At 63.1% G+C, this 23,115-nt stretch carries 17 protein-coding genes; 10 read left to right on the top strand and 7 right to left on the bottom strand.

Annotated features, from left to right (window positions below):
- Positions 1-158: 158 nt before the first annotated feature.
- The 3 genes from ACT5M9_RS18320 to ACT5M9_RS18310 all read right to left on the bottom strand — a co-directional run bounded on the left by ACT5M9_RS18320 (position 159) and on the right by ACT5M9_RS18310 (position 5,681).
- Positions 159-3,911: an AAA family ATPase gene (locus ACT5M9_RS18320; protein ID WP_457979855.1), complete on the bottom strand. Its 3,753-nt coding sequence runs from the start codon at positions 3,909-3,911 to the stop codon at positions 159-161.
- Positions 3,908-5,134 carry an exonuclease SbcCD subunit D C-terminal domain-containing protein gene (locus ACT5M9_RS18315; RefSeq protein WP_457979857.1) on the bottom strand — a complete coding sequence of 409 codons (1,227 nt, stop codon included), beginning with the start codon at positions 5,132-5,134 and terminating at the stop codon, positions 3,908-3,910. The genes ACT5M9_RS18320 and ACT5M9_RS18315 overlap by 4 nt, the downstream gene beginning before the upstream one ends.
- A 118-nt stretch (positions 5,135-5,252) precedes the next feature.
- Entirely contained in the window at positions 5,253-5,681 is a 429-nt protein-coding gene (locus ACT5M9_RS18310) for a GNAT family N-acetyltransferase (RefSeq protein ID WP_457979859.1), read from the bottom strand.
- Between the two features lie 180 nt (positions 5,682-5,861).
- Between ACT5M9_RS18310 and rdgC the strand changes: the two genes are divergently transcribed.
- Positions 5,862-6,773, top strand: coding sequence for a recombination-associated protein RdgC (gene rdgC, locus ACT5M9_RS18305; RefSeq protein WP_438550075.1), 912 nt, complete (start codon positions 5,862-5,864; stop codon positions 6,771-6,773).
- A gap of 75 nt (positions 6,774-6,848) precedes the next feature.
- On the opposite strand, the gene ACT5M9_RS18300 is transcribed toward rdgC, so the two are convergent.
- Positions 6,849-7,430, bottom strand: a complete 582-nt coding sequence (locus tag ACT5M9_RS18300) for a GDSL-type esterase/lipase family protein (RefSeq protein ID WP_457979861.1) — start codon at positions 7,428-7,430, stop codon at positions 6,849-6,851.
- Positions 7,431-7,578: 148 nt separating this feature from the next.
- On the opposite strand from ACT5M9_RS18300, the gene ggt reads away from it, so the two are divergent.
- Both ggt and ybaL read left to right on the top strand, forming a co-directional pair.
- A complete protein-coding gene (gene ggt, locus ACT5M9_RS18295) occupies positions 7,579-9,378 on the top strand; it encodes a gamma-glutamyltransferase (RefSeq protein ID WP_457979863.1) in 1,800 nt (599 codons plus the stop codon).
- A 360-nt stretch (positions 9,379-9,738) separates the two neighbouring features.
- Positions 9,739-11,364: a YbaL family putative K(+) efflux transporter gene (gene ybaL, locus ACT5M9_RS18290; protein ID WP_457979864.1), complete on the top strand. Its 1,626-nt coding sequence runs from the start codon at positions 9,739-9,741 to the stop codon at positions 11,362-11,364.
- A 95-nt stretch (positions 11,365-11,459) separates the two neighbouring features.
- On the opposite strand, the gene ACT5M9_RS18285 is transcribed toward ybaL, so the two are convergent.
- On the bottom strand, positions 11,460-12,761 hold the full coding sequence (locus ACT5M9_RS18285) for a sigma-54-dependent transcriptional regulator (protein ID WP_457979866.1): 1,302 nt from the start codon (positions 12,759-12,761) through the stop codon (positions 11,460-11,462).
- Between the two features lie 369 nt (positions 12,762-13,130).
- Here ACT5M9_RS18285 and ACT5M9_RS18280 point away from each other — a divergent pair, with 369 nt between their 5' ends.
- The 5 genes from ACT5M9_RS18280 to ACT5M9_RS18260 all read left to right on the top strand — a co-directional run bounded on the left by ACT5M9_RS18280 (position 13,131) and on the right by ACT5M9_RS18260 (position 17,564).
- Entirely contained in the window at positions 13,131-13,712 is a 582-nt protein-coding gene (locus ACT5M9_RS18280; RefSeq protein ID WP_438550080.1) for a FapB/FapC family functional amyloid domain-containing protein, read from the top strand.
- A 192-nt stretch (positions 13,713-13,904) separates the two neighbouring features.
- Positions 13,905-14,888, top strand: coding sequence for a FapB/FapC family functional amyloid domain-containing protein (locus ACT5M9_RS18275; protein ID WP_456501269.1), 984 nt, complete (start codon positions 13,905-13,907; stop codon positions 14,886-14,888).
- A 56-nt stretch (positions 14,889-14,944) separates the two neighbouring features.
- Positions 14,945-15,622: a C39 family peptidase gene (locus ACT5M9_RS18270; RefSeq protein WP_457979868.1), complete on the top strand. Its 678-nt coding sequence runs from the start codon at positions 14,945-14,947 to the stop codon at positions 15,620-15,622.
- A 7-nt stretch (positions 15,623-15,629) separates the two neighbouring features.
- Complete coding sequence (locus ACT5M9_RS18265) at positions 15,630-16,289, top strand: hypothetical protein (protein ID WP_457979870.1); 660 nt, start codon at positions 15,630-15,632, stop codon at positions 16,287-16,289.
- 60 nt (positions 16,290-16,349) lie between these two features.
- A complete protein-coding gene (locus tag ACT5M9_RS18260; protein WP_457979872.1) occupies positions 16,350-17,564 on the top strand; it encodes a transporter in 1,215 nt (404 codons plus the stop codon).
- Between the two features lie 322 nt (positions 17,565-17,886).
- Here the strand turns inward: ACT5M9_RS18260 and ACT5M9_RS18255 are convergent, their stop codons facing one another.
- Both ACT5M9_RS18255 and puuR read right to left on the bottom strand, forming a co-directional pair.
- Positions 17,887-19,164, bottom strand: coding sequence for an NAD(P)/FAD-dependent oxidoreductase (locus ACT5M9_RS18255; RefSeq protein ID WP_457979874.1), 1,278 nt, complete (start codon positions 19,162-19,164; stop codon positions 17,887-17,889).
- 49 nt (positions 19,165-19,213) lie between these two features.
- Entirely contained in the window at positions 19,214-19,861 is a 648-nt protein-coding gene (gene puuR / locus ACT5M9_RS18250) for an HTH-type transcriptional regulator PuuR (RefSeq protein ID WP_457979876.1), read from the bottom strand.
- A 301-nt stretch (positions 19,862-20,162) separates the two neighbouring features.
- On the opposite strand from puuR, the gene ACT5M9_RS18245 reads away from it, so the two are divergent.
- Together ACT5M9_RS18245 and gabT are read left to right on the top strand one after the other, a co-directional pair.
- Positions 20,163-21,626 carry an NAD-dependent succinate-semialdehyde dehydrogenase gene (locus tag ACT5M9_RS18245; RefSeq protein WP_457979878.1) on the top strand — a complete coding sequence of 488 codons (1,464 nt, stop codon included), beginning with the start codon at positions 20,163-20,165 and terminating at the stop codon, positions 21,624-21,626.
- 147 nt (positions 21,627-21,773) lie between these two features.
- Positions 21,774-23,051, top strand: a complete 1,278-nt coding sequence (gene gabT / locus ACT5M9_RS18240) for a 4-aminobutyrate--2-oxoglutarate transaminase (protein WP_457979880.1) — start codon at positions 21,774-21,776, stop codon at positions 23,049-23,051.
- The last annotated feature ends 64 nt before the right edge of the window (positions 23,052-23,115 follow it).

Here is a 23,115-nt window from a genome sequence, read left to right as displayed (position 1 = left end):
GCTGCCGCAACAAAAAACCGAAGCCTTGGGCTTCGGTTTTTTTATGGTCGTTTGCCAGACCTTGGCGCCGCATGCTATCCCGTTAAATACTAACCCACTAAAACCCCTGCCAGACTCACGCCTGGCAGGGGTTTTGGCTTAAATCGGTATTCAGGGGCTCAGGGCAAGCATACCCGGCTCTCGCCACCGCCGAGGGCCTCGACCCTTATCTGCACACCGATACGCTCTACCAGGGTCTGGACGTGGGAGATGACGCCTATCTGGCGTCCCACCGCCTGCAGGGAATCGAGGCTGGAAAGGGCCAGATCCAGGCTGTCCGGATCCAGGGTGCCGAAGCCCTCGTCGATAAAGAGCGACTCGACCTGGGTCTGGCGCGACGACAGGCTGGAGAGGGCCAGGGCCAGCGCCAGGGAGACCAGGAAGCTCTCACCGCCGGAGAGGGAGTCCACCGAGCGCACCTCGTCCCCCATGTCGAGATCCACCACCTGCAGCGCCAGATCCGTGCCGGGCACCCGCTCCAGCCGATACCGAGGGGATAACTCGGCAAGCTGGGCATTGGCCTCCAGCAACAGGCGCTCCAGGGTGAGGCTCTGGGCGAAGGTGCGCAGCTTGGCCCCGCTGGCCGATCCGATGAGATCCGAGAGCTGCTGCCAGTGATCCGCCACCCCTTGCTGGCGCACCAGCTCGGCCTGCAGACTGCCCGCCTGCTGCTGCGCCGCCTCGGCCTGCGCCAGGGTGCTCTTGCACTGGAACCACTGCTCCTCCAGCTCGCGGCAGCGGGCCTCGCTGGCGCCCAAGACCTGGGTCAGCGCCTCGCCGGAGAGGGCGCTGAGCTCCCCGTGATGCTCGCGGTAACGCTCGAGCTTGGCCTCCTCCAATGCCTGCGCCCGCCGACGCTCCCCAAGCCGGGTGCGGGCCTCGGCCAAAGCCTCGTCCAGTTGCTGCAAGGCGGCGCGCCGCCCCTTGATCTCGTCGGCAGAGAGGGAGAGCAGGCGGCGCAGCTCGTGCTCGGCGATGCCGAGGCTGCTGGCATAGGCCGCCCAGCGCCCCAGCACCTCCCGCTGACGGCGGCTGCTCACCTGCTTGTCCTGCTCCAACTGGGTCAAGCGGGTCTTGAGTTCCGTCTGTTTCTCACGCAGGGCGCGCAAGGCCAGGGCGGCCGCTTCTAGCTGACGGTTCACCTCTTGCAGCCGCCGCTGCCACTCCTCCTCCACCTCGGCGATGGGGCGTCCGGCGAGGCAGGCGTCCCTATTGGCCAGCAACCCTTGCCGCTGCTGCTCCCCTTCCTTGTAATCGCGCTCCAGCTTGTGCAACAGCTCGTTCTGGCTCGCCGTCCGCGCCTCCTGGGCACTCAGGATGGGGGTCAGATTCGCCAACTCGGCGCCGAGTCGCTCCCACTCCCTCTGCCCCTGCAGGCAGGCCTCACAGCGCTCTTGCCACTCCTGCCAGCGCCCCTCCTCGGCCCAGGGGCGCCAGGGCTCGGCTCCCATCTGGCGATCCAGCCTGGCCTCCCCCTGAGCCAGCCGTTGGCGCAAGTGCTCCTCCTGCTCCGCCAGCCCCTTGAGCTCGGCCTCCCACTCGGCCTTCTGCCGCCCCTGTTCGTGCCATCTCTGCTCGAAGGCTTGCTGGCGGGCGCCGAGCTGGGCGAGCTGCTCTCGCAACCCCGCCAATGTCTGTTGCCCCTGCCGGGCCTGCTGCAACTGCTGCTGGCCCGCGGCCAGACGTTGCTCCAGCGCATCACTCTCTGCCAGCAGCCGGGCCTGCAGCTCGGTCCACTCGGCAGGGCTCCGGCTCAGCGGCAACTGCTGCCCTGACAGCCCCAACCCACCGAGTTCGGCCCAGCGCTGGGCAAGCTGCTCGGATCTCGCCGTCAGTACTGGCAGTTGTTGCTCGCGGGCCGCCAGCTGACGAGCCAGCTCCGCGTGCTCGCTCTGCTCCTGGATATGCTGGTGAGTGAGCCTATCCCACTCCAGCGTCAACTGGCGGGCACGCTCCCCCTGCTGAGCCAGAATGCCCGCTACCTGGGGCTGGCTCTGACGATAGGGGTGCGCCGTCGAGCCGCAGAGCGGACAGGGCATCTCATCTTGCAGCTCGTGGCGATGCTGCTCGAAACTGGCCACGGCCCTGGCCTGCTCGAGGGCGAGGCGCGCCTCGTCCCGCTGGATAGCGAGACGGGCCAGCACGGGCTCCCGCTCGTCGTGCGAGGCAGCGAGGCGGGTCAGCTGTTGCTCGAGCTGGCTCAGCTCCTGGCAGAGCCGCTCCTGCTGCTCGCTGTGACTGCGTCCGCTCTGGGCCAGCTCCAGCAATTGGTGCACCCGTGCTAGTTGCTGGGTGTCGGCTTGACGCTGCTCCTGCACCCTGGCGACCCTAGTGTCCCACTCCTCAGCCAGCAGCCGATCGTGCTGTTGCTGCAGCCGGATATGCTCCTGTTGCCAGTCATCCAGCTCCTGCTGCCCCTGTTCGAGGCTCCCATTCAGCTCCCGCAGTGCCTGGATTCGCTGCGCATGAAGCTGCTGCAATCGCTGCAGTTGTCCCCGCCCCTCGGCCCAATCCTGCATGGCCGCCAGCAGGGGTTGCCACTGGAGCGCCAAGGGGATCTGGGTCTTGCGATCGTCGAGCCACTGGGCCCAGCGCTGTCGGTCAGCCTCCAGCGCCTGTACCCGCTCACGCTGCTGCCGGCACTCCTGCTGCAGCGTCACTTGCAGGGCCCGGGCCTGGGTGCCCTGCTGCTTGATCTCCTGCAACAGGCTGGCTTTTTCCCTGATCCGGGTGTCGAGTTCCTGGGCCCGCTTGAGCTCGGGCTGCAAGGCCCCCCACTCCCGCTCGGCCGCGCTCTTCTGTGCAATCAGGTGCTGCTCATGCAGCGCTGCCTGCTGCAGCTCAAGCTCGACCTGGCTTAAATTAGGACCCACATGACTCATCATCAGCGTTTGTTGCTGCAGCTCAAGCTCGAGGCGAGCCAGCTCGTCGTGATCGGCGCGGGCCACCTGGGCCTGCTCGGCGCGGAGGAACTCCTCCCTAAGGGGGACCGCCTCGCCATGGGCCTGCTCGGCGGCGGCGAGTTCAACCTGCCCGGCCTGACAGGCCTGGCTCAGTGCTGCGATACGCTCATTGAGATCGCGAAAATCCTGCAGCAACTGCTGCTGCTGGCGTTCGTGCTTGAGCTGGGTGACGAGGCTCTGCTGACGGCCGGCACACTCCTCCCGGGCCGCCTCATCCATCAGGGGAATGTCGCCGAGGCGCTGGGTCAGGGTGGCCAGGGTCTGCTGCTCCGCTCTGGCCCGCTCATGGGTCTGAATAGAGATGGCGGAATAGAGCTCGGTACCCGTCATCCGCTCCAGCAGCGCCGAGCGCTCGTCGGCGCTGGATTTGAGGAAGGCGGCGAACTCCCCCTGAGGCAGGATCACCGCCCGGCGGAACTGCTCCCAGGAGAGCCCCACCAGCTCGTCGATGCGCTCCTGCAGCTCACGCTTGCTGCCGGAGAAGACTTGACCGCTCTCGACGTCGGTCAGGCTGCGTTCCTGGGCCTGAAAACGCCCCTCCGAGCGATTGCGGGCCCGGCGCACCGCCCAGCGAGCCAGATAGATGCGGCCGTCACAGCCGCGAAACTGCACCTCGGCAGAGCCGCTGGCATGGCCGCGGCTGAGGATGCCCCGCACGTCGTTGGCCTTGAGCTTCTCCTCGTCGTCGAGGCGGCCCACCTCGGCCACGTTCTTGCGGTTGGCGATAAAGCGCGGCATCTCGTCATAGAGCGCGAGGCAGATGGCGTCGAGCAGGGTGCTCTTGCCCGCCCCCGTATTGCCGGTGATGGCGAACAGGCCGGCGGCCCCCAGAGCCCCATGGTTGAAGTCGATGGTAAACCGGCCGGTCAGGCTGGCGAGGTTCTCGCCACTTAGAGAGAGGATCTTCATGCTTCCGACTCCTTCGCCTGCACCAGGATCTCTTCAAACGAGGCGACCAGCTCGGGGGAGGGTTCCCCCTCGAACTGACGCTGGTAGCAGAGCCTGAACACCTCGGTCGGGGAGATCTCGTCCAGCCTGCGCCGGCTCGCCCCATCGGCGAGCCCCTGACCCGAGCCCTGATAACGGGTGCTGATGCGGGCGAGACGCACCGGCTTGTCCGCCATGGCCGCCAGCACCCGCTCACGGATACGGGCCTCGGGCCTCGGCAACAGCAGCCGCACCTCTAGGAAGGGTTGAGCCTCCGTGGGCAATGGAGGCACCTCGAGCGCCGCGATGGCGTTGAGCGCCTCATCGAGGGCACTCTCCGGCAGCCGGATCATCTCCACCGCGCGGGGCACGGGGATCCGCTCCAGCCCCACCAGCTTGCCGTGTTCCAGCGTCACCTCCAGCACCTGATGGTTGTAGTTCGCCTCGGCCAGGGAGAGCGGCAAGGGCGAGCCGCTGTAGTACACCCCGGGCGCCGGGCTCTGGGCCAGGTGGAGATGACCGAGGGCCGTATAATCCGCCTCTGCGAAGATGTCGGCGGGCAGGGCGTGTTGATTGCCGCCGAGCACCCGCCGCTCGGAGAGCTCCGACAGCTGTCCCGCCGCCAGGTAGGCGTGCCCCATGGCGATGAGGGCCTGATCGGGCTCGCAGCGCGCACGGCCGGCATCCAGCACGGTGGCATAGATCTGGCGAACCCCTTCGATCAACCTGTCCTGCCCTTCTTCCAACTGTTCGACTCTGAGATCGCTGCTGCGCAGAAACGGCACGGCGGCGCACCAGGCGGCCACCTTGCCCGTCTTGTCTTGCAGCGGTACCAGCAGACGATCCGTCTCGAGTCTCCCCTCGGCATCCCGGCTGATGCTGCCCACCAGGTGCAGATCGAAGGCCCGCAGCAGCTCGTGGGGGGCGTCCAGCTTGGAGGGGGAGTCGTGGTTGCCGCCGATCAGCACCATGTTGAGGTGGGGCAGCTCGGCGCGCAGCCTGGCCAGGAAGCGATAGAGCTGTTGCCAGGCGCTGGCGGGGGGATTGGCGGTGTCGAACAGATCGCCGGCCACCAGCAGGGCGTCTATCTGCCGCCCCTTGATGGTATCGGCCAGCCAGTCGAGAAAGGCGTCGTGTTCGAAACGGCGCTCGTGGCCATGGAGTTGATGGCCAAGGTGCCAGTCGGCTGTGTGCAGGATCTTCATGAGAAAGCGGCTCGGATAAAGAGGGAGGTAGTCGCGCTACCCTGTGCAGACAGGATGCGGACAGCGCTCCCTTTTTTCAAGCAAGATAGCCTGCCAAATCAGGGCACTAGCCTGGTGTTCAGATAGCCGGGCAGGACATCTTGTACTGAAGATGACCGGTCAGGGGATCGGCCACCTCCCCCCCGATGACGAAACCGTGGCGGCGATAGAAGCGCACCGCCGGCTCGTTTTCCACGAACACCCGGGTGTGCAACGCCTTGCCCTGCGCCTTCACCTCCTGCAGCAGGGCGTGACCCACCCCGCGCCCCTGCCGGTCGGGGCGCACGAAGAGCGCGGCCAGAAAATCCTCCACCAGGGCAGTGAAGCCGAGCAGGTCGCCCCGCTCCTCGAACACCCAGATGCGGGCGTGGTCGAGGTAGCGGGTGCGCAAGTCCTCCTGAGCCTGCCACCAGCAGGAAGCGTCGACGAAATCATGGGCCTGCAGGGAGGCCAACAGCCAGATCTCGACGATCTCTTCCATGTCTTCCGGCCGACTCATTCTCAACATTTTTTTATCCTTGTTAACAAGCTGAACACATGCAGTCTAGGGGAGTTTCCTGCTGATTTTGGGGAGCAAGATGGTGCCCTGTGAGCATGATCATCCTTTATTTAGCGAGAATGATTGGCTGATCACAAAGCGCCTCTCTAGTACAATGCCGGCCGGACAATCTATGAGACCGAGGACGCCATGTGGTTTAAAAACCTGCAGATTTATCGCTTTACCCGCCCCTTCGAGCTGACCGCAGAGCAGCTGGAAACCCAGCTCGAGGCCTGCGCCTTCACCCCCTGTGGCAGCCAGGACATCTCTCGCTTCGGTTGGGTCAAGCCCCTCGGCAAATTCGGTTCTACCCTGACTCACGCGGCCGCAGGCCACCTGCTCATCTGTGCCCGCAAGGAAGAGAAGATGCTGCCGGGTACAGTGGTCAAGGAGATGCTGGCGGAGAAGGTTGAGGCGATCGAATTCGAGCAGGGCCGCGCCCTCAAGAAGAAGGAGAAGGAGGCGCTGAAGGAGGAGATCATGCATACCCTGCTGCCCCGCGCCTTCAGCCGCACCAGCCAGACCTTCGCCTGGATCAACCCCGCCGACAACCTGATGGTAGTGGATGCGGGCTCCGCCAAGAAGGCGGACGATCTGCTGGCCCTGCTGCGCAAATCCATTGGCACCCTGCCGGTGGTGCCGGTGGCCCTCAAGAACCCGCCCGAGATCACCATGACCGAGTGGCTGAACGAGGGCAACCTGCCCGCCAGCTTCACCCTGGAAGACGAGGCCGAGCTGCGCAGTGCCATGGAGCACGGCGGCATCATCCGCTGCAAGCAGCAGGATCTGATGAGCGAGGAGATCAAGAACCACCTGGCTAACGACAAGCTGGTGACCAAGCTGGCCCTGAACTGGGGCGAGACCCTGAGCTTCGTGCTGGGAGACGATCTCTCCATCAAGCGTCTCAAGTTCAGCGAAGAGCTGCGCGAGCAGAACGACGACGTGACCAGCGAGGATCCCGCCGCCCGTCTGGATGCCGACTTCGCCCTGGTGACCGCCGAGCTGGCCCAGTTCATCCCTGCGCTGTTCGCCGCCCTGGGTGGGGAAGAGCAGTCCATCTAAGGTCCGGCCCGCTGGCGACAGGATTTAACGTAAAAAAACCGCCAACTGGCGGTTTTTTCATGGCCATCCCCCGGTTCAGAGGGCACCGTGCTGCTGCAACAGCCCGTATAGCCGCTCCGCCAGGGTGCGATAGCCCTGCTCGTTGAGGTGCACCGTATCGGACTTGAGGCCCGGGCTGCGCAGCAGCTCGCCAATGCTGTCGTTGTCCAGCACCAGCCGGTACTGATCCGCCAGCTCTTCGTAGAGGGGAGCCCCATCGGCGAACAGGGACTTGCGGGGCACGGCCACCAGCAACAGCTGGGCTCCGCTGCCTTGCACCGCCTCTATCATGGCGGCGAGATTGCCCTTGAGCGCCCCCTCCCCGCTGCCCCGCAGGATGTCGTTGCCCCCCTCCAGCAGGATCACCAGCGCCGGCCTGTGCTCGGCCAGCAGGGCCGGCAGCCTGGCCCTGCCCGCCTCACTGAGCTCCCCCGAGACCCCGGCATTGATGACGGGGTGGCCGCTCAGCTCCGCCAGCACGCTGGGGTAGCTCTGGGCCGGGCCAACCCCGCGCCCCTCCGTCAGGCTGTCGCCGAAGGCCAGTATGGTCTCCCCCGTTCCCAGGGGTCTGAATTCGGGCTCGCCGCACCCGGCCAGCAGCAGACAGAGCAAACCCATCACGACACCTCTCATCCCTTCCCCCCTGTAACCCTGGGTTCAATCGTTGATAGATTTGTAACCATATGAGTAGAAAGACAATCTTTCAATTGAGCCTCAATTGTGACAGATTTCTGGGGTTGCACAATAAATCGACAAGGAGAGTGTCATGTCCCTCAAACCCCTCGGCCTGCTGGTCACCCTCAGCCTACTGGGTCCCCTGGGCCTGCTCGCAGGCTGTGCCCCCCAGAGCGCCTTTCACTATGTGCCCCCACCCCAGACCCTGATCGCCCCCGAGGCCGCCAGCGGCTGGACGGACAAGCCAGGCTGGCAGGGCCGCGACTTCATGGTGGCCGCCGCCAACCCGCTGGCGGTGGATGCGGGCTACCAGATCGTCAAGGCCGGTGGCAGCGCCGTGGATGCCGCCATCGCGGTTCAGCTGGTGCTGACCCTGGTGGAGCCGCAATCCTCCGGCATCGGGGGCGGCTCCCTGCTGCTGGTGTGGGATGGCCAGAAAGTCACGGCGGTGGATGGCCGGGAGACGGCGCCGGCGGCTGCCACGGATCAGCTGTTCATGAAGGATGGCAAGCCCCTGGCCTTCTACGACGGGGTGGTGGGGGGTCGCTCCGTCGGGGCGCCCGGCACGGTGCGCGCTCTGGCGCTGGCCCATCACCGCTATGGCAAGCTGCCCTGGGCCAGCCTGTTCGAACCCGCCATCGCGCTTGCGGAACAGGGCTTTGTGATAAGTCCGCGGCTGGCCACCCTGATCGCCAAGGATCCCTACCTCGCCAGAGACCCCGAGGCCCGCGCCTACTTCTATCAGCCGGACGGTACGCCCAAAGCGGCCGGCAGCAAGCTCACCAACCCGGCCCTGGCCAAGGTGCTGAGAACCCTGGCCCAAGAGGGGGCCGACGCCTTCTATCGGGGGCCGCTCGCCGACGCCATGGTGACCAAGGTGCGCCAGCACCCCACCAATCCCGGCGTGCTGGCGGCGGCGGATCTCGCCAGTTACAGCGCCAAGCTACGGGGCGGCCTCTGTTTTGACTACCGCCAGAGCGAGATCTGCGGCTTCCCCACCCCCTCCTCCGGCACCCTGGCCCTCGGCCAGATCTTCGGCATGCTGGAGAGCCGGGACATGGCGGCCCTCAAACCGGTGAAAGGACCGGACGGAAAACTCGCGGCCTCCGCCGATGCCATCCACCTCTACAGCGAGGCGGCGCGCCTCGCCTTTGCCGACCGCAACCAGTATGTGGCCGACGGCGACTTCGTCTCCGTGCCGGTGGCGGGCATGCTGGACAAAGGCTACCTTGCCGAGCGTGGCAGGCTTATCGGCAACCGCTCCATGGGCATCGCCAAGGCGGGCACACCGCCCCAGGCGCTCGCCATGGGCAAGGACGCCACCCCCGAGCTCCCCTCCACCAGCCATGTCTCCATCGTCGACAGGGAGGGGATGGCGGTCTCCATGACCAGCTCCATCGAGGACGGCTTCGGTGCCAGGCTGATGGTCAACGGTTACCTCTTGAACAACCAGCTCACCGACTTCTCCTTCACCTCGGTGGATGCGGCCGGCCTGCCGGTGGCGAACCGGGTGGAGCCGGGCAAGCGGCCCCGTTCCTCCATGTCCCCCCTGCTGGTGTTCGACAAGCAGAGCGGGCAGCTCGAGATGAGCCTGGGATCGCCGGGGGGCTCCGCCATCATCAACTACGTGGGCAAGGCGCTGCTGGGCACTCAGGACTGGGGGCTCAATCTGCAACAGGCCATCGATCTGCCGAACTTTGGCAGCCGCAACGGCCCCACCGAGCTGGAGCAGGGACGCACGCCGCCGACTGTGGTCGAGGGGCTCAAGGCCAGAGGCCACGAGGTATTGCTCAATGAACAGACCTCGGGCCTGCAAGGGGTGGAGCGCAACACCAGCGGCTGGTTTGGCGCCGCCGATCCCAGGCGTGAGGGGATCGCCAGGGGCGAGTAACGACTTGCTGGCACTGAGTTCCACAAGTACAGCGAAGGCGGCCCGGAGCCGCCTTCGCACTTATTGGCGACAACTCATCAAAGATTGATTTAATCTGCCAATAACGGAAGAAAAGGCACACGGCCTCTCCTTGAAAATTGCATTTATGCGCCTTTAATCTCAAATAATGACTTAAACTTGGATAAGTGTTGTTCTGAATGGATAAATACATTATTTTTCAATAGAAACGGCAATTGTTGTCCCCCAATTCCCTGCTTGCTGCGGCCAACACTGTCTCTTTCGCCCCCTGCTCATTGACAGCTGCCCTCTTCGCCGCCGCGCGATCTGGTAGCCCCTGACTGCCATTAGCGAGGTGACGACATGGACCACTCACTCCCCCTTATCACGACCCTGGTTGGCGGCCTGGTGCTGGCCTATATCTTCGGCATGCTGGCCCAGCGCCTGCGCATCTCCCCCATGGTGGGCTACCTTGCCGCCGGGGTCATATGTGGCCCCTTCACCCCGGGTTATGTCGCCGATCTGCAGCTCGCGCCCGAGCTCGCGGAGATCGGGGTCATCTTGCTGATGTTCGGAGTCGGCCTGCACTTTTCCGTGAAAGATCTGCTCTCCGTCAAACACATCGCCATCCCGGGTGCCATCGTCCAGATCACTCTCGCGACCCTGCTCGGCCTCGGCCTCTCCCAGCTGCTCGGCTGGAGCATCACCGCCGGGGTGGTGTTCGGCCTTGCCCTCTCCACCGCCAGTACCGTAGTGCTGCTGCGGGCTCTGGAGAGCCGGGGCCAGGTCGATACCAACGAGGGACGTATCGCCATCGGCTGGCTCATCGTCGAGGATCTGGTGATGGTGCTGGCCCTGGTGCTGCTCCCCATCCTCGCGAACCTGCAGCAGGGGGATGAGAGCCTGACTCTGGGCCACGTGCTACGGGATATCGGCCTAACCCTGGCCAAGGTGGCCGCCTTCATCGCACTGATGGCCATAGGTGGTCGCCGCCTCATCCCCTGGCTGCTGGCCCGTACCGCCGCCACCGGCTCCCGCGAGCTGTTCACCCTGGCCGTGCTCTCCTGTTCGCTCGGCATCGCCTTCGGTGCGGTCAAGCTGTTCGGGGTCTCCTTCGCCCTCGGCGCCTTCTTCGCCGGGGTGGTGATGAACAGCTCCCACCTCAGCCACAAGGCCGCCAACGATACCCTGCCCCTGCAGGATGCCTTCGCCGTGCTCTTCTTCGTCTCCGTGGGCATGCTGTTCGACCCCACCATCTTGCTGCGCGAGCCCTTGGCGGTGCTGGCGACCATCTTCGTCATCGTCATCGGCAAGTCGGTGGCTGCCTTCGCCATAGTGCGGCTGTTCGGCCACAGCCAGCGCACCGCCCTGACCATCTCCGCCAGCCTGGCCCAGGTGGGGGAGTTCTCCTTCATCCTGATGGGGCTGGGGGTCATGCTGGAGCTGGTACCGGGCGTCGCCCGCGATCTGGTGCTGGTCGGGGCCTGCTTCTCCATCATGCTCAACCCCCTGGTATTCAACCAGGCCGAGCGCTGGCTGAGGCGCAGCCCTGAGCCACACGAGGTACCTCCCCAGTGTGCCCTGCATGGGCATGTCGTGGTGGTGGGGGCCGAGGCCATCGGCAGCCATCTCATTCGGCAGTTGCACGAGCAGGGACGGGAGATGGTGGTGATCGACACTGAGGATCGCCTGCTGGAGCCCTGGCGCGCGCTGGGGATCACCTGCCTCACCGGCCATCCGATCCAGCAGGATCTGCTGTCGGTGGCCCTGCCCGATGCCAGCTGGCTGCTGATCACCCTGGATGACAGCCTGCTGGCGGGTGAAATCGCCGCCGCCGCGCGGGAACAGGGCAGCCTGCTGCGCATCGCCGCCTGTGGCCAGCAGGCCGAGGAGGTACATCATCTGCGGGTACGCGGGGTGCACCAGGTCGTGCTGCGGGAAGAGGAGGCGGCGCGCCGCCTCTGCCAGCTAGCGACTCAGCCGGCCTGATCCCTGCCTATGCCAACCTGCCATCAACCATGAATACAGACGCCCGGGCCAATGACCCGGGCGTTTCACATGGTGACAGGCTCATCCCCATGGGGTTACAGCAGATCGTGCTTGTCCAGCAGCCGGTAGAGGGTGGCTCGGGAGATATCGAGCTGACGGGCGACCTCCTCCAGCTGATCCGGGAAGCGGGCAAGTGTTTGCTGCAGTGCCTGACGCTCTGCCGCCTCTCGCACCGCCTTGAGGGAGCCATCCAGCAGCAGGGAGTCCATGTTGGACAGCTCCATGTCGTGGGCCTCGATATAGGGACCAGAGCACATGACCGCCGCTCTCTGCACCCGGTTGCGCAGCTCCCTCACGTTGCCCGGCCAGCCATAGGACTGCATGGCCTGGCGCGCCTTGTGGGTGAAGTTGAGCACCCGCCCGCCGCGCACCTCCGCCAGAATATCGTCCGCCAGCAGTTGAATGTCTTCGGTTCGCTCGCGCAAGGAGGGGGTGCGCAGCCTCACCACGTTGAGCCGGTAGTAGAGATCCATGCGAAAGCCGCCGTTGGCCACCGCCTGCTCCACATCGATATTGGTGGCGGCGATGACCCTGACGTCGACGCTGCGGGACAGATGGCTGCCCACCGCCTCTATGCTCTGCTCCTGCAAGAAGCGCAGCAGGGTGGCCTGATCCTCCAGGGGCAATTCACCGATCTCGTCCAGAAACAGCGTCCCCCCGTCGGCCGCCTCTATCTTGCCTATCTTGCGGCTCTGGGCACCGGTGAAGGCCCCCTTCACATGACCAAACAGCTCGGACTGGATCAGCTGATGGGACATGGCTCCGCAGTTGACGGCCACGAAGGGACTCTCCTCCCCGAAGGTGCTGTAATGCAGCTCTCTGGCCACCAGCTCCTTGCCGGTACCGCTCGGGCCCGTCACCAGCACTGGCAGTCGACAGTGCTGCAAGCGCATGATCTGGTCCCTAAGCTGCCGGATGGGAATGCTCTCCCCTTGAATGAAGCGCAGCTGTGCCGGCAGCTTGGGCCTGTGACGCCGGATGAGCCGCGCCATCCCCAGAGCATGCCCCAGGCTGTGGGATAGCCTGTCCGGATCGAGGGGGAAGGTGTGAAAGTCATGGAAACAGGCGGCAAGCAGATTGCGCAGCGTCTCGCTCGCCAGACTCTCCCGCTGGATCAAACCAACCCACAGGCTATTGGCATGCCCGGCAATCAAGCCGTGCAGCGCCTCATGCTGATCAGGCTCTATCGCCACCAGCACCAGCGGATAGTCCTGTTCCTTCAGTTTTCGTTCTGCCACCGCCAAGGAATTCGCCTGCTCTATTCGCCACTCCCCTTCCACCAGCAGGCTTTCCAGCACGGCACATGAATTGATGAGTAATAATGCCGTTTCGGTCATATAAGAGCCTCCACGAGGTACCTTAAAAAAGAGAGAACAAAACCCTAACGAGTCCATGCTCACTCTTTTCATTCTTGGAGAACATTTAAGTTTTCAAATGACGCTAATATTCAACCGCCAGACGCTGTTAACTATAATGCATCTCATTTATAGACCAATGGCACCACAATACTGAGAACGTCATTTTATGACTGAGAACGAACAAAACCCTTTGTAAACAGTGCGTTATTAATTTAAATAAATTTCTGTCTCAACATCGAGACTTAATGACAATAACAACAATAAAAAATACCTTAGAAATCATTTCATTATGATTTGGCATATCCATTGCTCTCTCTGATTGGCCCAAGTGGCAAATGGAGAAAGAGCATGAATATATATATTGCACTGGCAATTTGTTCCCTTTCGATATTAACGAGCCAACCCAGAGCGGAGAATCGCGTGGATTTGGGCTCACAGGCGCTCAGCAATATCCGGGGCACCATGGGTGTCAATATGGTTGCCGGTAATAACAACCAGCAAGGCAACCTTGCCGCCATCGCCGTCTCCGGCCCCGCCGTCATTCAGTTCAGCCAACAAAATCAATCTGCTACCAATCTCAGAGGCAACCAGAGTGTCGCCATTCTGGGGTCCGCGCTTAGCAACAATCAGGGGTTGGTGGGCATCAACCAGGGGGCGGGTGAAGCCAATCAGCAGCTCAATGCCTTCGCCTTGTCACTGGATGACAGCAGCGGCATGGGGGTGGTGACAGATATCAATCTCAGTACCAGCGTCGCAAAGACACCGTCGGGCAAAGTACCCGCGACCACGACGACCAGCATCTATATGGATGACTCCGCCCTGACGGGCAGCAAAGGGGTCATCCAGGTGAACCAGGTCACGGGGCAAGGAAACCAGGCCGTCAACCTGGTATCCCTGCCTCTGGCAGGCGCAGTAACGGCATCACCATGATGCCGCAGGGATCGGAAGCCAAGTCTGGAGGCATCTGTTAAGCCGATGGACAAGGCTTCCACAGAAAGCTCAATGGAGAGACTCATTATGCGTGGACTTATTTATAGCTCATTAGCCGCCGCGGTCGTCATGGCAATGTCGGGCACCGCATCCGCCGATTATCGCGGTGACAGGGATGAGACAGGGGCAACCTTGACCAAGAAGGTCAAGGCAGAGGTCGATGTAGAGTATGAAGGCGACGTGAGGGTCGGCGGCTACATCAATGTCAACAAGCTCGGCATGGCGGTGGTGGACAACCAGCAATCCACTTCCATGATCGGCACTTCCAATACCAGAACCGATAACACGAGCAAGATCGATGGCTCGTTCCAGGGTGCATCCGGTAACGTCGGCGCCAACGTCGCGGCCGGGGACTCCAACGTCCAGGGCAACAGCGGGGCCTTGGCCGCCTATGACGAAGTCGATGCCGAATTTGTCATGGGACGGGGCCAACAACAAGGTACCCCGGGTGGTTCCTCGGATGCAGAGATCTTCTCCGATCAGAGCGCCAGCCACAACATGACCAGCAATCAGGGCCATCAGAACAAGGCCAGCGTGGGTGATGGGGCCTTCGAAGATGCTGCGGGCAACATAGGGGCCAACGTGGTGTCCGGCTCGGGTAACGTGCAGGCCAACAACATGGCGGCTTCCGTATCCACCGGCAACATGGCGGTCGCGACCGTGGCCAACAGCCAGAGCGTCTCCCATAACATGACCGAGAACAAAAGCCTGAGTGCCACCAAGACGGTCGACTACAACCCCATTTTCCTCAAGCTCAAGGCCAATGGCGAGTACGAGGGGACCAGCAAACAGTCCAACAACGTCTATCCGGAAATCTGGAAAGACGGAGACCACCCGAATGGTGGGGACATGTGGGGTCATATCGACTACGACAATGAAGGTAAAAACGACGGCAAGTTCGAGTTCAAGGAAGAGGGGGATATCAAGCTCAGTGGTTATGCCACCGGCTATATCCCTGTGGTCAACACCTACACCAGTCGTGAGACCTTCAATCACGCCACCATCGATGGCGGCTCCTTCAACGGTGCCGTCGGCAATATCGGGGTGAACGTGGCTTCGGGTAGCAACAACCTGCAAGCCAACAACCTCTCGCTGGCTGCTGGATTCGCCAAATAATCCAGTCGGGGGCCTGTTTTCAGGCCCCCTTTTTTTCCAGGGACAAGGAGACACAGATGCGCTGGCTACTGCTGTTGCTGTTTTGCCCGATGACTTGGAGTGCCACTCTGCCCATGGGGGAACATCTCTCGGGATTGGGGGATCTCAACAAGCCGGTGCAGAGCCTTCTGGAGCGAAAATACGCCAATATCGAACGTCAGCATACGGACTTCAGCTGCGGGGCCGCCGCCGTCGCCACCATATTGCGCTATGCCTACGGCCAGGTGACCAATGAGCGCTGGGTCATGGATGGCATGATGGCCATGGCCAACCCGGATCTGGTCAAACGCTACGGCTTTTCCATGCTCGACATGAAGCAGTACGTACAGATGCTCGGCATGCGCGCCCGGGGTTACCGCCTGAGCGATGAGAAACTACGCCAGGTGAGGGTGCCCACCATAGTGCTGCTCAATATTCGCGGCTACCAGCACTTCGCCGTGCTGAGAGCCATCGACCGACACGACCGCGTCTATCTGGCAGATCCTGCCTTGGGCAATCGTGTCATCACGTTCAAAGAGTTCAAGGATAGCTGGAACGGGATCCTGCTGGCCGTCATCGGCTCCGGTTACCGGGCGGATGCCCCATTGGCCAACCCCGCCCCACCGCTATCCGTCAGAGGCAAAGATGGACTCTTTGCCCCCGTCAACGAAACATCCTTGCTGGAATTCGGCTTCCAGTCCAAAGAGTTAATGTGAGGTCATCATGAACACCCGACCCGCTCTCTGCCTCATCTGCAGCCTAGGTGGTGTTGCCTGTCCACTCTTGGCCGCCTCGGATCCCCTGGCACTGCTGTCAGATCAATTTGCGCCCGAGATGGCTGACGGCGAGCTGGCCAACATGCGGGGTCGCTACGTCAGCTCCCGCGGGATCAGCTATTTTGGCATCGAATTCATTTCAACCCTGACAACGGCCCAGGCCCAGCAAACGGCTGCCATGAACCTGGCGCTGAGCGTGGCGCAGAGCCAGCCCAAGCTCGACATCCGCATCGAGGATAACGTCAAGACAACGGCCAGCACACCCGAGAGCGCCCCCATTCAGGGAGCCGGGCTGGTGCAGGTCATGCAACTTGAAGGGACCGGCAACAGCTCGGTCAATCAAGCGGGCATTGCACTGACGGCACCTGCGATAACGGGACAAACCGTGACAGCCGGCAATTATGAGAGTCAGGGAGACCTAGGAACCGCCAGTTATCGGGTTTCCGGCAATTATGCAGGGCTGCAGCTAAACTCGTCCGATGGACGCGTCCAATTGGAACAGAGTCTGAGGGGGGCGGACTTCAGTCGAGGTCTGCTGCAACTCAACCGGGTCAGGGGGGATGGCTTCCAGACCCTGAATCAGACCAGGATCTGGTTCTCTCATTGAATCGGATCTCCCCAGTGGAGTGCGCAGTAGAGGGACAATAAACAACAAGGATGTGGCTCGATGAAACAGTCTACCGTGCTGTTGCTTGCGCTGACCCCGCTCACCTGCTGGGGGGCGACCGCAGAGGAAGAGGCCCTACAACAACAGCTGGATCAACTGCGTCAGCAACTGATCCAGCAGAATCAGGCTCTCCATCAGTTACAGGCCCGGCTGGAAGCGGTCAAGGCCGCCGGGGCAAGTACCACAGCCGCGGCCACAGGGGCAGCCGCCGGTGCCACTGCTGCCGCAGCCAGCTCCCAACAAGAAACGGCCACCCGCCGTACCCCCGAGGCAGGGCGCAGTACCGAAGACCTGATGCTGGAGCAGCACAACGTCTTCGACCGGGCTTTGACCCTGGACTTCGGCCTCTCTTATCAGCACTACAATCGCAAGGATCTCGCCCTGCGCGGCTTCCTGGCGCTGGATGCCATCTTCCTCGGGGAGATCAATCTGGACAGGGTGAGATCCGATCAGTGGACGGCGGACATGGTAGCCCGTTACACCTTCAACGATCGCTGGCAGGCGGAGTTGGCCGTTCCCTATCTGTATCGCAACACCAACTATCAGAGCACCGGCAAGGAGAACTCCAGCCGGGACTTTGAAGAGCAGAGCGTCAGCGATGGCGGGATCGGTGACATCAGCATGGCCATCTACTACCGTGTCCTCGCCGAGGATGAAAGCTGGCCGGATCTGGTGTGGAACCTGCGCGCCAAGGCCCCCACCGGCAAGGATCCCTACGGCATAGAGATAGAGTCGTCAGAATCCGGCAACCTGATGGTTCCCAAGGAGCTCGCCACCGGCAACGGGCTCTGGCAGTTGTCCACCGGCTTCTCCCTGGTCAAGACCCTGGATCCCGCCATCCTGTTTGCCAACCTCAACTACGGCCATAGCCTCAAGCAGGATTTCGACGACGTCTCTTACCAACCGGGAAATCAGCCCGGCAGCATCCAGCTCGGCGACTGGTATGAATACGGGCTCGGGGTCGCGTTTGCCCTGAACGAGCGCTTCAGCCTCTCCTTCAACATCAACCAGCGCATCACCCTAGAATCCGAACAAGGGGCGGAAGGCTTCGACATGGAGAAGGTCACCGGTACGGATGCCAACGCCGCCAGCTTCGGCATGGGTTCGACCTGGGCTATCACCGACAATCTCTCCATGGCGGTGAACTGGTCTGCCGGCCTCACCACGGACGCACCGGACTACAGCATAGGGCTCCGCTTCCCTTATCGCTTCTGATGGGATATCGCAGTCGGTATCTCTTCCGCGACCGATACGGTTGAGCGAGCCGACATCGACTATCGATGCTCGACAAGCGGGGGATTTGGATCCAATAAAGAGGGAGGCATAGCGCCTCCCTCTGTCTATCTAAATGTCGGTCTGTCGGCAAGGTCTCTCCACCTCATAAGCAAGCCAGCTGGCGCGCCCCGCACCTGCCCATTCAGGGTCAGCGGCCTGTTGAAACAGGTCTTGCCCACTCTGCTATCGGCACCAGCCGTCACAGGGCCATCGGTCATAAAGCCCAGCGCTCGGGACCGGCAACCATATATTCCTTTCTGACTTAGACCCCCAACCGATCCCGCAATGTGTACCAGGCGGCACCGGCGGCGGTGAAGGGGATGCGCAGCAGACGCCCCCCCGGGAAGGGGTAGTGCGGCAGCTTGGCGAAGGCATCGAAGCGCTCCGCCTGACCGCTCAGCACCTCGGAGAGCAACTTGCCAGCCAGATGGGTACAGGTGACGCCGTGGCCGCTGTAGCCCTGCATGTAGTAGATGTTGTGGCCGATCCGGCCAAACTGCGGCAGGCGCGACAGGGTCAGCAGGAAGTTGCCGGTCCAGGTGTACTCCACCTTGACGTCCGCGAGCTGCGGGAAGGTCTTGAGCATCTTGGGGATGATCAGCCGCTCGATATCCGCCGGATCCCGCGCCCCGTAGACGACGCCGCCGCCGTAGAGCAGGCGGTGATCCCCGGTCGTGCGGTAGTAGTCGAGCAGGTAGTTGCAATCCTCCAGGCAGTAGTTTTGCGGCAACAACGAGCGGGCACGCTCCTCCCCCAGCACCTCGGTGGCGATCACCTGGGTGCCGCAAGGCATGCTCTTGCCCGCGAGCTCGGGCACCAGGTTGCCGAGGTAGGCGTTACCGGCCACCACCACGAAGCGCGCCTTCACCGCCCCCTTGGCGGTTTTCACCAGGGCGGGCTGGCCCGGGGTGATGGAGGTCACGGCGGATTGCTCGAAGATCTTGCCCCCCTGCATGCGGATGGCTTCCGCCTCCCCCAGTGCCAGGTTGAGGGGATGAATGTGGCCGCCCCGCTTGTCCAGCAGGCCGCCGACGTAGCGATCGCTCGCTACCACCTCGCGCACCCCGTCGGCGTCGAGCAGCGTCAGTTCCTCGTTGCCCCACTTCTGCCAACGCGCCTGCTGAGCCTTGAGTTCGTGGAGCTGCTTCTCGGTCTCGGCGACGAAGACCCCGCCTTGCTGCAGATCGCACTGGATGTTGTAGCGCTTGATCCGCTCGCGGATGATGTCACCCCCCTCAAACAACATGGAGCCGAGCAGCCTGGCCTGATCCGGCGGGCAGTTCGCTTCTATGGTGTCGATGTCGCGGCTGTAGGAGTTCACTATCTGGCCACCGTTGCGACCGCTGGCGCCAAAGCCGATGCGGGCGGCTTCCAGCACCACCACGGAATAGCCCTTCTCCACCAGATGCAGGGCGCTGGAGAGGCCGGTATAACCCGCACCTATCACGCAGACGTCGCACTCAAGTTGCTCGGTCAGGGTCGGATAGGGTGCGTGTTGATTCGCACTGGCGGCGTAGTAACTGTTTACATGTTCGGTCATGATCCTTGCTTCCTTACCGGTTCTTTTCCAAATCAAAGGTGTCAAAACATTAAAAACTGGCCGGGGTATGGGCGCTGACGATGCGGCAGGTCTCCCCGGACGGGTTGCTGAAACTGTGGGGCTCACCGGTGTCGATGACGTAGCTGTCCCCGGCGCTGAGCTGATAGGTCTGCCCGGCCAGAGTCAGCAGCACGGACCCTTCCAGCACTGTGCCCACCTCCTCCCCCAGGTGCTTGACCTGGCCCCCGGTGTCCGTGCCCGGGGCATAGGTCTCCAGCATGAAGCCGAGCTGGCGCCGGTTGTTGCCGTTGTGTACCAGCTTCATGGAGACCCCCTGGCTACCCAGTTCGATGAGCTGATCAGGCTTGATCACCACGCTCGGTGCCCGCCCCTCCTCTTCGGCGAAGAAGCGCGACAGGGGCAGCTCATAGACGCTCAGCAGCTTCTGCAGGGAGGCGACCGATGGGCTCACCTTGTTCTGCTCTATCATGCAGATGGCGCCGTGGGTCAGCCCGCTCAGCTCGGCGGCCCGCCGCTGGGAGAGCCCGAGCCGGCGACGGGTGGCGGCGAGCCGCTCCCCCATGCTGCGCTCGCTCCCCTCATCGACCCCTTTGTGGGACCCAGGCTCCGCCTCTTGCTGATCCTGGGGGTTGTCCGTCATGGCCTGCCACCTGACCTCGCCCTGTGATTGCTGCATCGCCCACCTCCCTGTGTGCCATTCGAAGACGCTGTGCCTGGTTAAAATAGTGGATCAATCCCGTTCCGGTGTTCGTTATCCTTCACAGCCTCAACTGTTCATTATTTTGCACACCCGTTCCGATAAAAACCGGTAGAATCGTCCTGACAGCTCCATTTCTAGCATGTGATGTCCGGTTTACTCAAATATATTTAACACTTGAAAAACATTTCGGCTCAATTTATGGTCGTCCTGTGCTTATTATTCTATACGGTGGCACCTGGGACGAGTCGGCCACCTGAACCCACAATCGAGGCTTCTTATGTCAGCATCACAACCCCTTCACTCCTTGCTCAAGTCTCTTGCCTATATAGGTGGCCGCTGGTGCGAGGCCCAGGGCGGCCGCCAGTTCGAGGTGCTGAACCCGGCCAACGGCCAGCTCATCACCCGGGTGCCTGACATGAACGAGGCAGACACTCGAGACGCCATCGAAGCCGCCCACCAGGCCCAGCCTGCCTGGGCGGCGCTCACCGCCAAGGAGCGTGCCAGCCGGCTCCAGGCCTGGTTCGAACTCATCATGACCAACCAGGACGAGCTCGCCCGCATCATGACCGCCGAGCAGGGCAAGCCGCTGGCCGAAGCCAAGGGCGAGGTCGCCTACGGCGCCAGCTTCATCCAGTGGTTCGCGGAAGAGGGCAAGCGCGCCTATGGCCGCACCATTCCGGGCTTCTCCGGGGACAGGCGGCTGGCCACCATCAAGCAACCGGTGGGCGTGGTCGCCGCCATCACTCCCTGGAACTTCCCCATCGCCATGATCACCCGCAAGGCGGGGCCGGCGCTGGCGGCCGGTTGCACCATAGTCATCAAGCCCGCCGCCGAGACGCCGCTGTGCGCCCTGGCCCTGGCGGCCCTGGCCGAGCGGGCGGGGATCCCGGCCGGCGTCATCAACATCGTCACCTCCCACCAGGCCTCCGCCGTGGGCAACGAGTTGTGCGCCAACCCCAAGGTGCGCAAGCTCTCCTTCACCGGCTCCACCCGCATCGGCAAGCTGCTGATGCGCCAGTGCGCCGACACCATGAAGCGCCTCTCCCTCGAGCTCGGCGGCAACGCCCCCTTCATCGTGTTTGACGACGCGGATCTCGACGCCGCCATCACAGGGGCGCTGGCCTCCAAGTACCGCAACGCGGGCCAGACCTGCGTCTGCGCCAACCGCATCCTGGTGCAATCCAGCGTCTATAACGCCTTCGCCGAGAAGCTGGCCGCCGCCGTGAGTGCCTTCAAGGTGGGGGATGGCCTGAGCGAGGGCACCCAGATCGGTCCCCTCATCAACCCGGCTGCCGCCGACAAGGTGGCGAGCCTGGTCAGGCAGGCCGAGGCCGCCGGCGCCAGGGTGCTGGTGGGGGGTGAACCCCACCCCGCCGGCCCACTCTTCTACAGCCCCACCATCCTGACCGGGGTGGCCAAGGGCAACCCCATACTGGATGAGGAGATCTTCGGACCGGTCGCCCCCCTGGTGCGCTTCGAGACCGAGGCCGAGGCCATCGCGCTGGCCAACGACACCCCCTACGGGCTCGCCGCCTACTTCTATGGCCGGGACATCGCCCGGGTATGGCGGGTAGCCGAGCGGCTGGAATACGGCATGGTGGGCATCAACGAGGGGCTCATCTCCACCGAGCTGGCCCCCTTTGGCGGCATCAAGGAGTCGGGGCTCGGCCGGGAAGGGGCCGCCGAGGGACTGGAGGAGTACCTCGAGACCAAATATCTCTGCTTCGGCTCAATTGCATAAAAATACATTTATTATAATTATTAATTCTTTAATGATCGGGGTGTTTCGAGTCGTCCACCCCATGACTCACCACAAGGAGAGGGCCTGCAGCCAAGTTGCCGGCCCATCACAGTGAATTGAGGGGCAAGCCCCAGAGGGAGAATAGAGATGAGTAATCAATCCTGGCAGTCCCGCCGCGAAGCGGCCGTGGTACAGGGCGTCGGCACCCTGCTGCCGGTCTTTATCGACAGGGCGCAAAACGCCGAGCTGTGGGACGTGGAGGGTCATCGCTACATCGATTTCGCCTCCGGCATCGCCGTGCTCAACACGGGCCACAACCACCCCAAGGTGATCGCCGCCGTGCGCGAGCAGCTGGAGAAATTCAGCCACACCTGCTTCCAGGTCACCCCCTACCCCGGCTATATCGAGCTGGCGGAGAAATTGAACGCCCTGGTGCCGGGACCAACCCCCAAGCGCACCCTCTTCCTCTCCACCGGCGCCGAGGCGGTGGAAAACGCCATCAAGATAGCTCGCGCCCACACGGGTCGCAGCGGCACCATCGCCTTCAAGGGTGGCTTCCACGGCCGTACCATGATGGGCATGGCCCTCACCGGCAAGGTGGTTCCCTACAAGACCGGCTTCGGCCCCTTCCCGGGGGAGGTCTATCACCTGCCCTTCCCAGCCGACTACCTTGGCGTAAGCGAAGCCGATGCGCTGGCTGCGCTGGATCTCTGCTTCAGCTCTGACATAGAGCCGGCCCGGGTTGCGGCCATCATCATCGAGCCGGTGCAGGGTGAGGGGGGCTTCTACGTCGCCAGCCCGAACTTCCTGCAGGCCCTTCGCAAGATCTGCGACCAGCACGGCATCGTCCTCATCTGCGACGAGATCCAGACCGGATTCTGTCGCACCGGCAAGACCTTCGCCACCGAGTACAGCGGCGTCGAACCGGACATCATGACCCTGGCAAAAAGCCTGGCGGGGGGCTTCCCGTTGTCCGCCGTGGTCGGGAAAAGCGAGATCATGAACGCCGCCAAGCCGGGTGGCCTGGGCGGCACCTATGCCGGCTCCCCCATCGCCTGCGCCGCCGCCCTGGCGGTGCTGGAAGTGATCGAGGAGGAGAAGCTCAACCAGAAGGCGCTGGCCCAGGGGGAGCAGATTAAGGCGCGCCTGCACAAGCTTGCGGAGCGCTTCGACTGCATCGGTGACATCCGCGGCCCGGGCGCCATGGTGGCCATGGAGCTGGTCAAGGGAGGCGATGCCGGCCAGCCCGACCCGGATCTCACCAAGCGCCTGGTGGCCGAGGCCGGCAAGCGCGGCCTAGTGCTGCTGGCCTGCGGGGTGCGGGCCAACGTGATCCGCTTCCTCGCTCCCCTGACCGCCTCGGCGACCATCGTCGACGAGGGGTTGACCCTGCTCGAACAGGCGCTGGCAGCCGCCAGACCCTAAGGTGCTCACCAGCGCCTCGCATTTGTGCTAAAAAATGCGTTTTTTCCCCCTTGATATGCTTGTC

It is taken from the genome of Aeromonas sp. AE23HZ002T15 (genome assembly GCF_054165525.2).
This window is presented reverse-complemented; position numbering and strand designations above follow the sequence as displayed.

Coding starts and splice junctions, on each gene's coding strand:
- ACT5M9_RS18320 (WP_457979855.1), bottom strand. CDS start 3,911: ATGAAGATCCTCTCTCTAAGTGGCGAGAACCTCGCCAGCCTGACCGGC.
- ACT5M9_RS18315 (WP_457979857.1), bottom strand. CDS start 5,134: ATGAAGATCCTGCACACAGCCGACTGGCACCTTGGCCATCAACTCCAT.
- ACT5M9_RS18310 (WP_457979859.1), bottom strand. CDS start 5,681: ATGTTGAGAATGAGTCGGCCGGAAGACATGGAAGAGATCGTCGAGATC.
- rdgC (WP_438550075.1), top strand. CDS start 5,862: ATGTGGTTTAAAAACCTGCAGATTTATCGCTTTACCCGCCCCTTCGAG.
- ACT5M9_RS18300 (WP_457979861.1), bottom strand. CDS start 7,430: ATGGGTTTGCTCTGTCTGCTGCTGGCCGGGTGCGGCGAGCCCGAATTC.
- ggt (WP_457979863.1), top strand. CDS start 7,579: ATGTCCCTCAAACCCCTCGGCCTGCTGGTCACCCTCAGCCTACTGGGT.
- ybaL (WP_457979864.1), top strand. CDS start 9,739: ATGGACCACTCACTCCCCCTTATCACGACCCTGGTTGGCGGCCTGGTG.
- ACT5M9_RS18285 (WP_457979866.1), bottom strand. CDS start 12,761: ATGACCGAAACGGCATTATTACTCATCAATTCATGTGCCGTGCTGGAA.
- ACT5M9_RS18280 (WP_438550080.1), top strand. CDS start 13,131: ATGAATATATATATTGCACTGGCAATTTGTTCCCTTTCGATATTAACG.
- ACT5M9_RS18270 (WP_457979868.1), top strand. CDS start 14,945: ATGCGCTGGCTACTGCTGTTGCTGTTTTGCCCGATGACTTGGAGTGCC.
- ACT5M9_RS18265 (WP_457979870.1), top strand. CDS start 15,630: ATGAACACCCGACCCGCTCTCTGCCTCATCTGCAGCCTAGGTGGTGTT.
- ACT5M9_RS18260 (WP_457979872.1), top strand. CDS start 16,350: ATGAAACAGTCTACCGTGCTGTTGCTTGCGCTGACCCCGCTCACCTGC.
- ACT5M9_RS18255 (WP_457979874.1), bottom strand. CDS start 19,164: ATGACCGAACATGTAAACAGTTACTACGCCGCCAGTGCGAATCAACAC.
- puuR (WP_457979876.1), bottom strand. CDS start 19,861: ATGCAGCAATCACAGGGCGAGGTCAGGTGGCAGGCCATGACGGACAAC.
- ACT5M9_RS18245 (WP_457979878.1), top strand. CDS start 20,163: ATGTCAGCATCACAACCCCTTCACTCCTTGCTCAAGTCTCTTGCCTAT.
- gabT (WP_457979880.1), top strand. CDS start 21,774: ATGAGTAATCAATCCTGGCAGTCCCGCCGCGAAGCGGCCGTGGTACAG.